General features: G+C 71.3%; 14 protein-coding genes. 8 read left to right on the forward strand and 6 right to left on the reverse strand.

From position 1 onward, the window contains the following. Positions 1-253: 253 nt before the first annotated feature. Positions 254-1,930 carry a fumarate hydratase gene (locus tag ABZY13_RS00005; RefSeq protein WP_356626290.1) on the reverse strand — a complete coding sequence of 559 codons (1,677 nt, stop codon included), beginning with the start codon at positions 1,928-1,930 and terminating at the stop codon, positions 254-256. A 146-nt stretch (positions 1,931-2,076) separates the two neighbouring features. Between ABZY13_RS00005 and ABZY13_RS00010 the strand changes: the two genes are divergently transcribed. Together ABZY13_RS00010 and ABZY13_RS00015 are read left to right on the forward strand one after the other, a co-directional pair. After that, positions 2,077-2,772, forward strand: a complete 696-nt coding sequence (locus ABZY13_RS00010) for a DUF1707 domain-containing protein (RefSeq protein ID WP_356626292.1) — start codon at positions 2,077-2,079, stop codon at positions 2,770-2,772. A gap of 149 nt (positions 2,773-2,921) precedes the next feature. Next, complete coding sequence (locus tag ABZY13_RS00015; protein ID WP_356626293.1) at positions 2,922-3,299, forward strand: WhiB family transcriptional regulator; 378 nt, start codon at positions 2,922-2,924, stop codon at positions 3,297-3,299. A gap of 65 nt (positions 3,300-3,364) precedes the next feature. On the opposite strand, the gene glpX is transcribed toward ABZY13_RS00015, so the two are convergent. Continuing rightward, a complete protein-coding gene (gene glpX / locus ABZY13_RS00020) occupies positions 3,365-4,396 on the reverse strand; it encodes a class II fructose-bisphosphatase (RefSeq protein ID WP_356626294.1) in 1,032 nt (343 codons plus the stop codon). Positions 4,397-4,523: 127 nt separating this feature from the next. On the opposite strand from glpX, the gene ABZY13_RS00025 reads away from it, so the two are divergent. Beyond that, positions 4,524-5,060 (forward strand): DUF4245 domain-containing protein, encoded by a 537-nt coding sequence (locus ABZY13_RS00025; protein WP_356626295.1) that lies wholly within the window; start codon positions 4,524-4,526, stop codon positions 5,058-5,060. Positions 5,061-5,192: 132 nt separating this feature from the next. Here ABZY13_RS00025 and ABZY13_RS00030 read toward each other — a convergent pair whose 3' ends face one another. The 3 genes from ABZY13_RS00030 to xseA form a co-directional block, all read right to left on the reverse strand. After that, entirely contained in the window at positions 5,193-5,783 is a 591-nt protein-coding gene (locus ABZY13_RS00030; protein WP_356626296.1) for a malonic semialdehyde reductase, read from the reverse strand. 147 nt (positions 5,784-5,930) lie between these two features. Further along, positions 5,931-6,173 carry an exodeoxyribonuclease VII small subunit gene (locus tag ABZY13_RS00035; RefSeq protein ID WP_356626297.1) on the reverse strand — a complete coding sequence of 81 codons (243 nt, stop codon included), beginning with the start codon at positions 6,171-6,173 and terminating at the stop codon, positions 5,931-5,933. A gap of 58 nt (positions 6,174-6,231) precedes the next feature. Then, on the reverse strand, positions 6,232-7,584 hold the full coding sequence (gene xseA, locus ABZY13_RS00040; RefSeq protein WP_356626298.1) for an exodeoxyribonuclease VII large subunit: 1,353 nt from the start codon (positions 7,582-7,584) through the stop codon (positions 6,232-6,234). Between the two features lie 67 nt (positions 7,585-7,651). Here xseA and ABZY13_RS00045 point away from each other — a divergent pair, with 67 nt between their 5' ends. Continuing rightward, a complete protein-coding gene (locus ABZY13_RS00045) occupies positions 7,652-8,668 on the forward strand; it encodes a 4-hydroxy-3-methylbut-2-enyl diphosphate reductase (RefSeq protein WP_356626300.1) in 1,017 nt (338 codons plus the stop codon). 74 nt (positions 8,669-8,742) lie between these two features. Continuing rightward, positions 8,743-9,489 carry a polyphosphate--glucose phosphotransferase gene (ppgK, locus tag ABZY13_RS00050; protein WP_356626302.1) on the forward strand — a complete coding sequence of 249 codons (747 nt, stop codon included), beginning with the start codon at positions 8,743-8,745 and terminating at the stop codon, positions 9,487-9,489. Between the two features lie 17 nt (positions 9,490-9,506). On the opposite strand, the gene ABZY13_RS00055 is transcribed toward ppgK, so the two are convergent. After that, the gene (locus ABZY13_RS00055) at positions 9,507-9,887 is read right to left on the reverse strand and encodes a DUF6542 domain-containing protein (protein ID WP_356626797.1); all 381 of its coding nucleotides are present in this window, start codon (positions 9,885-9,887) and stop codon (positions 9,507-9,509) included. Between the two features lie 409 nt (positions 9,888-10,296). Here ABZY13_RS00055 and ychF point away from each other — a divergent pair, with 409 nt between their 5' ends. The 3 genes from ychF to ABZY13_RS00070 all read left to right on the forward strand — a co-directional run bounded on the left by ychF (position 10,297) and on the right by ABZY13_RS00070 (position 12,629). Then, on the forward strand, positions 10,297-11,385 hold the full coding sequence (gene ychF, locus ABZY13_RS00060; protein ID WP_356626304.1) for a redox-regulated ATPase YchF: 1,089 nt from the start codon (positions 10,297-10,299) through the stop codon (positions 11,383-11,385). Between the two features lie 421 nt (positions 11,386-11,806). Continuing rightward, positions 11,807-12,124 carry a helix-turn-helix transcriptional regulator gene (locus ABZY13_RS00065; protein ID WP_356626306.1) on the forward strand — a complete coding sequence of 106 codons (318 nt, stop codon included), beginning with the start codon at positions 11,807-11,809 and terminating at the stop codon, positions 12,122-12,124. Next, entirely contained in the window at positions 12,111-12,629 is a 519-nt protein-coding gene (locus ABZY13_RS00070) for an ImmA/IrrE family metallo-endopeptidase (protein WP_356626308.1), read from the forward strand. Before ABZY13_RS00065 ends, ABZY13_RS00070 begins: the two co-directional genes overlap by 14 nt. The last annotated feature ends 171 nt before the right edge of the window (positions 12,630-12,800 follow it).

Here is a 12,800-nt window from a genome sequence, read left to right on the forward strand (position 1 = left end):
GCGCTCCCGCTTCTGGGGGGCGCGGCCCGCCCCCGCCATGACGGAGGGCGCACAGCACCGGCCGCGACCGGCCGTCCGACCGCGACCGGTCGGGGCCGGTCGGACGCCGTGGGGGTGCAGCCCGCGCCGCCTGTTTCTCCGTGCGCGTTCCCCGTGCGCCGTGCTCCCGGCCCGGGCCTGCCCCGCGCGGCAAGTGCCCTTCGCCGCCCGCCCGTCGCGCACGAGGCGGCGTCACCGGTCGGCGGCGCGCACGTCAGGCCAGGCCGGGCCCCCGCACCGGAATGTGCGTGAACGTCGGCTCGGGAGCCGGGTTCTGGAAGAAGTCGTTGCCCTTGTCGTCCACGACGATGAACGCCGGGAAGTCCTCGACCTCGATCTTCCAGACGGCCTCCATGCCGAGTTCCTCGTACTCGACGACCTCGACCTTCTTGATGCAGTCCTGGGCGAGGCGGGCGGCGGGGCCGCCGATGGAGCCGAGGTAGAAGCCGCCGTGCGCGGCGCACGCGTCGGTGACCTGCTTGCTGCGGTTGCCCTTGGCGAGCATCACCTTGGAGCCGCCCGCCGCCTGGAACTGCTCGACGTAGGAGTCCATGCGGCCGGCCGTGGTCGGGCCGAAGGAGCCGGAGGCGTAGCCCTCGGGGGTCTTGGCGGGGCCGGCGTAGTAGACCGGGTGGTCCTTGAGGTACTGCGGCATCTCCTCGCCCGCGTCCAGCCGCTCCTTGATCTTGGCGTGCGCGATGTCGCGGGCCACGACCAGCGGGCCGGACAGCGACAGCCGGGTCTTGACCGGGTACTTGGTCAGCTCGGCGAGGATGTCGTCCATCGGCTGGTTCAGGTCGATCTTCACGACGTCGCCCTCGGACTCCAGGTGCTCGTCCGTGGTCTCCGGCAGGAAGCGCGCCGGGTCGGTCTCCAGCTGCTCCAGGAACACGCCCTCGGCGGTGATCTTGGCGACGGCCTGGCGGTCGGCGGAGCAGGAGACGGCGATGGCGACGGGGCAGGAGGCGCCGTGCCGGGGCAGGCGGACCACGCGCACGTCGTGGCAGAAGTACTTGCCGCCGAACTGCGCGCCGATGCCGATCTTCTGCGTCAGCTCGAAGACCTTCTCCTCCAGCTCCTTGTCCCGGAAGCCGTGGCCGAGCGGCGAGCCCTCGGCGGGGATCTCGTCCAGGTAGTGCGCGGAGGCGTACTTGGCGGTCTTCAGCGCGTACTCGGCGCTGGTGCCGCCGACGACGATCGCCAGGTGGTACGGCGGGCAGGCGGCCGTGCCCAGCGAGCGGATCTTCTCCTCCAGGAACTTCATCATGGAGGCCTCGTTCAGGACCGCCTTGGTCTCCTGGTAGAGGAACGACTTGTTGGCCGAGCCGCCGCCCTTGGCCATGAACAGGAACTTGTACGCGCCGCCGTCGGTGGCGTACAGCTCGATCTGCGCCGGCAGGTTGGAGCCGGTGTTCTTCTCCTCCCACATGGTCAGCGGGGCCATCTGGGAGTAGCGCAGGTTGAGCCTGGTGTAGGCGTCGTAGATGCCCCGGGACAGGGCCTTCTCGTCCTCGCCGGCGGTGAGCACGTTCTGGCCGCGCTTGCCCATCACGATCGCGGTGCCGGTGTCCTGGCACATGGGCAGCACGCCCGCCGCCGCGATGTTCGCGTTCTTCAGCAGGTCCAGGGCCACGAACTTGTCGTTGTTCGACGCCTCGGGGTCGTCGATGATGCGGCGCAGCTGGGCGAGGTGGGCCGGGCGCAGATAGTGCTGGATGTCGTGGATGGCCTCCTCGGCGAGCTTGCGCAGCGCCTCCGGCTCGACCTTGAGGAACGTCCGACCGTCGGCCTCGAAGGTGGAGACACCCTCGGAGGTCACCAGCCGGTAGGGGGTGGTGTCCTCTCCCATGGGGAGCAGATCGGTGTACGCGAACTCAGGCATCTCGCCCATTCCTCACTCACGACAGACGGCGCTGGCCTCCGTTGGCAGCGTCCACCAGCCTAGGACCTGGCGGACGGGGCGAACTTGTGAGGTAAGGCTCAGTTCGGCGGGCGGCGGGGGTGTCGCGATCTATCGTGTGTGGGTAGGCTGCTGCCGTGGACCTTGAGAAGGACGTTCAGAAGGACGCCGCACCGCGCCCCGCCGATGCCGGGCTGCGCGCCTCCGACGCCGAGCGCGACCGGGTCGCCGACATCCTGGGCGACGCCCTCGCCGAGGGGCGGCTGACCCCGGAGGAGCACGCCGAGCGCGTCGAGGGCGTCTACCGCGCCAAGAAGGTCGACGAGCTGGAGACGCTCGTGCGGGACCTGCCGGGTGCGCACCGGGAGCGCCCGGCCGCCGCGTCCGGTGCGGCGCCGGCGCGTCCGGCGGGCGGCGGCGCCTTCCCGGTCCACGCGGACGACAGCGTCGTCGCGGTGTTCAGCGGCGCCGTCCGCAGGGGCCGCTGGCGCGCGGGCCGCCGTATCCACGCCTACTCGGTCTTCGGCAGCGTGGAGATAGACCTCAGCGAGGCCCTCTTCGAGTACCAGCAGGTGCTGGTCAAGGCGTACTCGGTGTTCGGCAGCGTCGAGATCACGGTCCCGGAGAACGTCTCGCTGCGCGGCACCGGAGGCGGCGTGCTCGGCAGCTTCGAGGTGGACACGCTCGACTCGGGCGACCCCGACGCGCCCGTCGTCTACGTGGACGGCTGGGCGGTCCTCGGCAGCATCGAGGCGCGGCCACGGCGGGGCAGGCTCGTCGCGGACATCAGGGACCGGGTGCGCGGCGCCCGTCGCAAACACCTCGGGCACTGACGGCGGTCCCGGCGTCCGCCGCAGGACCCTCTTCGCCGTCCGCGGCGATCGGCCGCTTCGGTCCGGGGACTCCCCGCATAGGCGCGCGTACAGCGGGTAGACCTTGCTGCATCGTCTCTCGCTCGCGAAGCCGTCGTCAGGAGTAGACCGTGCCGCAACCGCCGCATTCGTCCTTGCAGGTAGCTGCCGTTCCGTCTCAGCGGGTGCCGGCGCGCGACAGGGACCAAGACGCCCCCTGGCACACGGAGGCGGTGTGCCGGCGCGACGAGGCCGGCCTGTTCTTCGCCCCCTCCAAGGAGCCCACCGCCGCGCGGCTGTCCCGCGAAGAGGCGGCGAAGCGGGTCTGCGCCCGCTGCCCGGTCATGGTCGAGTGCCGCGAGCACGCCCTGCTCCAGCCGGAGCCGTACGGCGTCTGGGGCGGCCTCACCGCCGCCGAGCGCCGCGTGGTCCTGGCCCGGCGGCGCCGCCGCGAGCTGGAGCTGAAGAAGGCGGCCAGGGCGGCCGACCGCATAGCCGCCGCGGGCTGACCGCCCGACGGCACGCGAAAGGGGCGCCGCCTCCGCACCGGGGCGCCCCTTCCCTCGCGGCGGTCCTACTTGGCGCGGTCGAAGTCGATCGCGCTGTACGCCCGGAGCTTGCTGAGACGGTGCTCGGAGTCGATACGGCGGACCGTGCCCGACTTGGAGCGCATCACGATGGAGTCGGTCGTCGCCGTCTCCGAGCGGTAGCGCACGCCCCGCAGCAGCTCGCCGTCCGTGATGCCGGTCGCGACGAAGAAGACGTTCTCTCCGGTCACCAGGTCCTCGGTGGTCAGCAGCCGGTCCAGGTCGTGCCCGGCGTCGACCGCCCGCTGCCGCTCCTCGTCGTCCTTGGGCCACAGCTTGCCCTGGATGGTGCCGCCCAGGCACTTCACCGCGCAGGCCGAGATGATGCCCTCGGGGGTGCCGCCGATGCCGAGCAGGAGGTCGACGCCGGTGCCCTCGCGCAGCGCCAGGATCGAGCCCGCGACGTCGCCGTCCGAGATCAGCTTGATGCGCGCGCCCGTCTCCCGGATCTCCTCGATGACGCCCGCGTGCCGGGGCCGGTCCAGGATGACGACGGTGACGTCCTCGGGCGTGGCCCGCTTGGCCTTGGCGACCCGGCGGATGTTCACCGACACCGGGGCGTCGATGTCCACGAAGTCGGCCGCGTCGGGGCCGGTGACCAGCTTGTCCATGTAGAAGACGGCGGACGGGTCGAACATCGACCCGCGCTCGGCCGCCGCCAGCACCGCGATCGCGTTGGGCATGCCCTTGGCGCTGAGCGTGGTGCCGTCGATCGGGTCCACGGCGATGTCGCACTCGGGCCCGGTGCCGTCGCCGACCCGCTCCCCGTTGAAGAGCATCGGCGCCTCGTCCTTCTCGCCTTCCCCGATGACGACGACGCCGTTCATGGAGACGGTGGAGACGAGGGTCCGCATGGCGCGCACCGCGGCACCGTCGGCGCCGTTCTTGTCACCGCGCCCCACCCAGCGGCCCGCGGCCATCGCCGCCGCCTCGGTCACGCGGACCAGTTCGAGGGCGAGGTTGCGGTCGGGGGCCTCGGAGGGGACATCGAGTTCGGACGGCAGATGATGCTCGGTCATCGGAGCGCACCTTTCTGATACGACGACGGCCGGATGAGGGTGTTGGCGTCGACTCTATAGCCAGGTCGACAAAGTGAGCAGGGGCCCCCACGGATGAGCGGCCGGGGCACCTGCCACCATGGAGGGCGTGGCAGGCAGCAACGGCAAGACGAAGATGGTCCGCAGCATGGTGCTCTCCATGGGCGTCACCCTGCTCGCGGGCGGGGTCATGTACCTCTTCACCCCGCACGACGAGGGCGAGCCCGATCTCCCGCGGGTCGACTACAAGATCGAACTGGTGACGGCGCGCCGCGCCGCCGCCTACCCGGTGGCGGCCCCGGAAGGGCTGCCGCAGACCTGGAAGGCGACCTCGGTGCGGTTCGACGGCGCCGAGAACGACGCCTGGCATCTCGGCTACCGCGCTCCGGACGGCGAGTACGTCCAGATCGAGCAGGCCGCCACCGGCAAGCGGGCCGAGTTCCTCGCCGAGGCGACGCAGGGCGCCAAGGAGACGAAGGTCACCGAGGAGATCGGCGGCCGGACCTGGATCCGGTACGCCGACGGGCGCTACGACGCGCTCGTGCTGGACCCGGCCGACTCCGAGAAGGGCGCGACCACCGTGGTGGCCGGCACGGGGACGTTCGAGCAGCTGAAGCAGATGGTGCGCGCGCTGAGGATGGCGTAGGCGCGCGCCGAGGAACGGCGCGAAGACGCACGGGCCCCCGGTTCGGTCGAACCGGGGGCCCGTGCCACGCCCGCTGCGGGGCGGCGTCCCGGACGGTGGCGTCCCGAACGGTGGCGCTGATGCGGTGGCGTCTCAGACGGTGGTGACGACCTCGTCGTAGGCCAGGCGCGGGGCGCGCGGGCGCCAGGCGTCCGGGCCGGGGCGGCCGATGTTGACCACCATCAGCGGCGCGTGGTCGTCGTCCAGGAACTCCTTGCGGACGCCTTCGAGGTCCACGCCGGTCATCGGACCCGCGGCCAGTCCGGCGGCACGGACGCCGACGATGAAGTAGGCGGCCTGGAGCGCGGCGTTCAGCAGCGCGGCGCTCTCGCGCACCGCGCGCTCGCTGAAGAAGACATCCTTGGCCTGCGGGAAGTGCGGGAGCAGCTGCGGCAGCTCCTCGTGGAACTCGTTGTCCGCGGACAGGATCGCGACCAGCGGGGCGGCGGCGGTCTTGGCCCGGTTGCCCTCGGCCATCAGCCCCACCAGGCGCTCGCGGGCCTCGGGGGAGCGGACCAGGGTGACGCGCAGCGGCGTCTGGTTGAACGCGGTGGGCCCGTACTTGACCAGGTCGTAGATCGCCCGGACCTGCTCGTCGGTGACGGGCTCGTCGGTGAAGGCGTTCGCGGTGCGGGCCTCGCGGAACAGCAGGTCCTGGGCGGCGGGGTCGAGAACGAGCGACATGGGGAACCTACCTCGGGTCGTGCGTCGGGCCCGGGAGGGCCGGACCGGCTGACGGCACGACAGTACGACGGTGAAGTTCAACATTCAACCAAAAGTGGGGCGGGGTGATCCGCTTCACAGCCGCCGGCCCGCTCCGCTCCTGCCCGGCTACTCCTCGTGCCCCTCGCCACCGGCGCCCTCCGCCGCGGCCTCCTCCGCCAGCGCCGCGTCCAGTCGCGCCCGCGCGCCCTCCAGCCAGCGCCGGCACACCTTCGCCAGCTCCTCGCCGCGCTCCCACAGGGCGAGGGACTCCTCCAGCGTCGTGCCGCCCGCCTCCAGCCGCCGCACGACCTCGATCAGCTCGTCCCGCGCCTGCTCGTAGCCCAGCGCCTCGTCCACCTTGCCGCTCATCCACCCAACCTATGCGTCCGTGCCGACCTGTACCTGTGGGGCCCGTGCCGACCTGTGCCTACGCGTCCGTGCCGACCTGCGCGCCGGCGTCGTTCCGTGCGTCGGCGCCCGCGTGCGCGCCGGCGTCGGTCCGTGCGGCGCCGTGCCCTCGTGCGCCGGCGTCCGCCTGCGCCTCGCCGTGCGCCCGGGCATCGCCGTGCGCGTCCGTGGCGACCCGGACCGGGAACTCGCCCTCGGCCACCCGCGCGCGCAGCGGCTCACCGGCCGCCACCTCCCGAGGGGCGCGCACCACGTGGCCGTCCACCCGCTGCAGCACCGCGTACCCCCGGCGCAGCGTCGCCGCCGGGGACAGCGCCACCACACGCGCGTGCGTGTGCGTCAGCTCCGACTCCGCGCGGTCCAGCCGGTGCCCCAGGCACCGCCGGGCGCGGTCCGCCAGCGCGGCCACCTGCTCGGCCCGCTCGTCGATCATCCGGTGCGGATCCTCTATCGAGGGCCGCGCCAGCGCGTGCGCCAGCCCGCGCTCCTCGCGCTCCAGGAACGCCTCCACACACCGCCGCGCCCGGTCGCGCAGCAGCCGCACCCGCTCGAACTCCTCGCCCACGTCCGGTACGACCTTCTTCGCCGCGTCCGTGGGCGTGGAGGCCCGCAGATCCGCCACGTAGTCCAGCAGCGGGGTGTCCGGTTCGTGCCCGATGGCCGACACCACCGGCGTCCGGCAGGCGGCGACCGCGCGGACGAGCTGCTCGTCGGAGAACGGCAGCAGATCCTCCACGCTGCCCCCGCCGCGCGCGACGACGATGACGTCCACCTCCTCCATCGCGTCCAGCTCCTGCACCGCCCCCACCACCTGCGGCACCGCGTGCACGCCCTGCACCGCGACGTTGCGCACCTCGAAGCGGACGGCGGGCCAGCGGTGCCGGGCGTTCTCCAGCACGTCCCGCTCGGCGGCCGACGCCCGCCCGCACACCAGGCCGATCAGCTGCGGCAGGAACGGCAGCGGACGCTTGCGCTCCGCCGCGAACAACCCCTCGCCGGCCAGCGTCTTCTTCAGCCGCTCCAGCCGCGCCAGCAGCTCGCCCACACCCACCGGCTTGATCTCCGCGGCCCGCAGCGACAGCTGCCCCCGCGGCGCGTACCACTCGGGCTTCGCCAGCACCACCACCCGCGCGCCCTCGCTCACCACGTCGGCGACGGCGTCGAACACCTGCCGGTAGCAGGTGACGCTCACCGAGATGTCGTACGACGGGTCGCGCAGCGTCAGGAACACGACCCCGGCGCCCGGCCGCCGCGACAGCTGGGTGATCTGACCCTCCACCCACACCGCGCCGAGCCGCTCGATCCACCCGCCGATCAGCCGCGACACCTCGCCGACGGGCAGGGGGGAATCCGGGGACGTGTTCACAGCCATGCGCCCGAGCGTAACGGCGGCCACCGACAACACGGGCGTGATCCGCGCCCCGTGCGGGGCCTCTACGATGGGTGTCATGACTGCTTCGACTGGCCGCCGTGTCCTGCTCGCCGCCCCCCGTGGCTACTGCGCGGGCGTGGACCGCGCCGTGATCGCCGTCGAGAAGGCCCTGGAGCAGTACGGGGCCCCCATCTACGTCCGGCACGAGATCGTGCACAACAAGTACGTCGTGCAGACCCTGGAGAAGAAGGGCGCGATCTTCGTCGAGCGGACGGAGGAGGTGCCCCCGGGCAACATCGTGATGTTCTCCGCGCACGGCGTCGCCCCGACCGTGCACGAGGAGGCCCGGCAGGGCAGGCTCGCCACCATCGACGCCACCTGCCCGCTCGTCACCAAGGTCCACAAGGAAGCCGTCCGCTTCGCGAACGAGGACTACGACATCCTGCTCATCGGCCACGAGGGCCACGAGGAGGTCATCGGCACCTCCGGCGAGGCCCCCGACCACATCCAGCTGGTCGACGGTCCCGGGGACGTCGCCAAGGTCGAGGTCCGCGACCCGTCCAAGGTCGTCTGGCTCTCCCAGACCACCCTCTCCGTCGACGAGACCATGGAGACCGTCGACGCCCTCAAGGAGAAGTTCCCGCAGCTGATCTCGCCGCCCAGCGACGACATCTGCTACGCCACGCAGAACCGCCAGCTCGCCGTGAAGCAGATGGGCGCCGAGGCCGACCTGGTCATCGTCGTCGGCTCGCGCAACTCCTCCAACTCCAAGCGGCTCGTCGAGGTCGCCAAGCTCGCCGGCGCCCGCGAGGCGTACCTGGTCGACTTCGCCGCCGAGATCGACGAGGCCTGGCTGGAGGGCGTGACCACGGTCGGCGTCACCTCGGGCGCGTCGGTGCCGGAGGTGCTGGTCGAGGAGGTCCTGGAGTGGCTGTCCGCGCGCGGCTTCGAGGACGTGGAGATCGTCAAGGCCGCCGAGGAGTCCATCACCTTCTCGTTGCCCAAGGAGCTGCGCCGCGACCTGCGCGACGAGGCGGCGGCCCTGGTGGCCGAGCGCGGCGGTTCGGGCACGCCGGGGGCCTGACCGCCGGGGCGGCCTCGGACATCGTGTCCATGACCGCCTTCGTGACCGTGGGTGGGCCGTCGTAACGTGGTGCCATGCAGATCTTCGGCGTGGACATCGGTGGATCCGGGATCAAGGGCGCTCCCGTCGATCTCGACAAGGGCGACCTGACTGAGGAGCGGTACAAGGTGCTGACCCCGCACCCGGCCACGCCCGACTCGGTGGCCGACGGGGTCAGGGAGGTCGTGGAGCACTTCGGCTGGACCGGACCGGTCGGGGTCACCTTCCCCGGCGTCGTCACGGGCGGCGCGACGATCCGCACGGCGGCCAACGTCGACAAGGGCTGGATCGACACCGACGCCCGCGCCCTGCTCGGCGAGCGCCTCGGCGGGGTCCCGGTGACGGTGGTCAACGACGCGGACGCGGCCGGCGTCGCCGAGATGGCCTTCGGCGCGGGCCGGGGCCGCAAGGGCACGGTCGTCCTGCTCACCTTCGGCACCGGTATCGGCAGCGCCCTGTTCACCGACGGCGTCCTCGTGCCCAACTCCGAGCTGGGCCACCTGGAGCTGGACGGCCACGACGCGGAGAAGCGGGCGTCCAGCAAGGCCCGCGAGGACCACGACCTGTCGTGGGAGGACTGGGCCCAGCGGGTGCGGGCGTACCTCGCGCACGTGGAGATGCTGTTCTCGCCCGAACTTTTCATCATCGGCGGCGGCGTCAGCCGCAAGGCCCACAAGTTCCTCCCGTACATCGACGGCATCAAGGCCGAGATCGTCCCGGCGCAGCTGCAGAACAACGCGGGGATCGTGGGGGCGGCGATGCGGGCGCAGCAGGCGGGTTAGCCGGCCGGCCGCCTCGTTCATCCGGCCGTCCGCCGTCGGGCGGCCACCCGGCGGCGCATCATCCGCACCTTCCGCGCGGTGACGACCACCCCGGCGATCAGGGTCCCCCCGTAGAGCCAGCCCGCCTCGGTGGCGAGCGCGGTGAACAGGCCGGCGGCCCGGTCGCCGAACCCGTCGCCGCGCCCGCCGAGGGACGCGAGCCCGAGCGTGAAGGCGATCGGCACGACCACCGGCACCGTCACCAGATCGCTGCGCCGCACCCACACGGCGGCGAGCAGGCACACCGGCAGGAACAGCACCCCGTACACGGTGAGCGACGCCCCGAGCAGCAGCCGGTCGAGGACGCCGAGCAGGAGCATCAGCGCGGCGCAGAAGAGGGCGCAGCCAAGGCCGGTCAGGCGCGGGTTGGGGAAGCGCCGGGGCGGCGTCCGGCCGGGGGCGGGGGCCGGCGGACGGGCCCGGGGGACGGTCCTGCCGCCGCCGGGCGCCGGGCCGCGGGCCCCCGGACCGGTCCCGCCGGGCCCGCCCCTGGCCGGTTGCGGGGGCAGCGGCGGGGAGGCGCGGCGCGGTGGTCCTTGCCGAGGGGGACGCGTCCTGGGTTGCTCCACCCGACCAACTTAGGTCGGCTTATGTGCCGAATGGGCCATCGGACACGCCGGGAAACCGGCCTTGTGCAAGCGTTCGACACAGCGCCGGTCGGGCGCGCGTCACCCCGTAGACTGGTGGATCGGCCAGCCACCTCCCTGGCCCCGGCCGGCCCACGGGCCGCCTCCAGGACCCGCCCTCTCACGTACGGGAAGTCGCAACGTGTCGCTCACGATCGGAATCGTCGGTCTGCCGAATGTCGGCAAGTCGACCCTGTTCAACGCCCTGACCAAGAACGACGTGCTGGCGGCCAACTACCCGTTCGCCACGATCGAGCCGAACGTCGGCGTGGTCGGCGTCCCCGACGCCCGCCTGGCCAAGCTGGCCGAGATCTTCGGCTCGCAGCGGATCCTCCCGGCGACCGTCGACTTCGTGGACATCGCGGGCATCGTGCGCGGCGCCTCCGAGGGCGAGGGCCTGGGCAACAAGTTCCTGGCGAACATCCGTGAGTCCGACGCGATCTGCCAGGTCATCCGCGCCTTCAAGGACGAGAACGTCGTCCACGTCGACGGCAAGGTCTCGCCCAAGGACGACATCGAGACGATCAACACCGAGCTGATCCTCGCCGACCTCCAGACGATCGAGAAGGTCCTGCCGCGCCTCCAGAAGGAGTCCCGGATCAAGAAGGACATCGCCCCGAAGGTCAAGGCCGTCGAGGAGGCGAAGGAGATCCTGGAGAAGGGCGACACCCTCTTCACGCACGGCCTGGTCCAGGGCAGCGAGCGCGCGGAACTCCTCCACGACCTGCACCTGCTCACCACGAAGCCCTTCCTCTACGTCTTCAACGTCGACGAGGACGAACTGACCGACGACGCCTTCAAGGACGAGCAGCGCGCCCTGGTCGCCCCCGCCGAGGCGATCTTCCTCAACGCCAAGCTGGAGGCGGACCTCGCCGAGCTGGACGAGGAGGACGCGATGGAACTCCTCGAGTCCGTCGGCGCCGAGGAGCCCGGCCTCGCCACCCTGGCCCGCGTCGGCTTCGACACCCTGGGCCTCCAGACCTACCTGACGGCCGGCCCCAAGGAGTCCCGGGCCTGGACCATCAAGAAGGGCGCGACCGCTCCCGAGGCCGCCGGAGTCATCCACACCGACTTCCAGAAGGGCTTCATCAAGGCCGAGGTCATCTCCTTCGCCGACCTGGTCGAGGCCGGCTCGGTGGCCGAGGCCCGCGCGAGGGGGAAGGCGCGGATGGAGGGCAAGGAGTACGTGATGCAGGACGGGGATGTGGTGGAGTTCCGCTTCAATGTGTAGTGGGTGACTTACCACTACATCGCTGACCTGGCAAACATGCAGGTCAGATGGGGTTCGGCTCTTTGGGGTCGGGCCCCTGGTTTTTTCCCGTGCTGGGATGGTGCTGGGAAACCTGACCCGTCGTCACCTGGCATCACCCCTGCTCATCCCTACCGTGCTGGGATCGTGCTGGGATGCCGGTGAGATGCGGCCACATCGCGTCGGCTAACGCAACAAGGCGCGCTTCGGCGCCTGACAGCCAGCCCTGCCCGGGAGAGCCCAGGCCGAACACTCTGGGGGCGACTGGAGGGAGATGTGTAAGACCACACTCTGAGTTGCGTCCGCTGCAGTCAGCGTCGCGTGTGGCGCGCCCGCGAGAACCTGGTCGAGCGAAGGGCAGGGAAGTAGGTTGTCAGGGAGACTGGCGGCGCTTGGGGGCGATGTGGAAGAGCGGGAATTCAACGCGGCCGTTGCCCGGCTGATTCGTGAAGCGCGGACGCGTGCCGGGGTGACGCAGGAGTACGTAGGCCGACGAGCGGGGTTGTCGCGCGGTTCGATCACGAACATCGAGTCCGGGACCCAGACCCCGCCCCTCTACCGACTAGCTTTGATCGCTGAAGCGGTGAACGTGGAACCCTCGGATCTTCTTCCGCGGCTCCAGCTTGATGAGGCAGCCGGCCTTGCCGCGCGTCACGCTGCCGATGTCGCCGCAGTGTGGGCACAGGCATCGGCGAGGAGGGACGCTCGTGGCGAAGGCTGACCTGGCGGCTCGTGCGCTGCTGCGAGAGTTTCGGATCGTCACACCGCCGGTCAACCCGTTCGAACTGGCCGAACGACTCAACGTCCTGGTCGTCCCGCAGGGGATGGACGACGACGTCTCAGGCATGCTTCTACGCAAAGACGGAAGCTGCATCATCGGCGTCAACGAGGCGCACTCGTTCGAGCGGCAGCGCTTCACGGTGGCGCACGAACTGGGGCACCTGCGCCTGCATGAAGGGCGTCCGCTGATCCTGGACATCGACGCGCGCGTGAACTATCGCAACGCGATGTCGAGCATGGCCACTGACCGCGAGGAAGTCGACGCTAACCGATTCGCTGCGGCGCTGCTGGCACCGGAGGAGATGGTTCGCCAGGCGACGCAGCGCATCAGCTTTCGGACGACGGAGGACCTTGTGCGGGTCCTGGCCAGGCGATTTCAGTTGAGCGAGATGGCCATGACATACCGCCTGATGAACCTCGGCATCGTCTCCGGCCCCGCTCGCTGACAGCGCCCGCCCGAGCGGTCAGCCCGAGCCCCTGCGGGCAGCTCGCTCGGCTCCCGATGTCCCATTCCCTCGCGTCCGAAACGCTCACGTCTTTGTGTCTCGGCTTCGCCGAGGCCGGTGATAGTGCAGCCGGACTGGCCTCGTCCCAGAGCAGGCTGAGTAGAGGTCAGC

The organism is Streptomyces sp. NPDC006610 (assembly GCF_040611575.1).
Classification (GTDB): domain Bacteria; phylum Actinomycetota; class Actinomycetes; order Streptomycetales; family Streptomycetaceae; genus Streptomyces.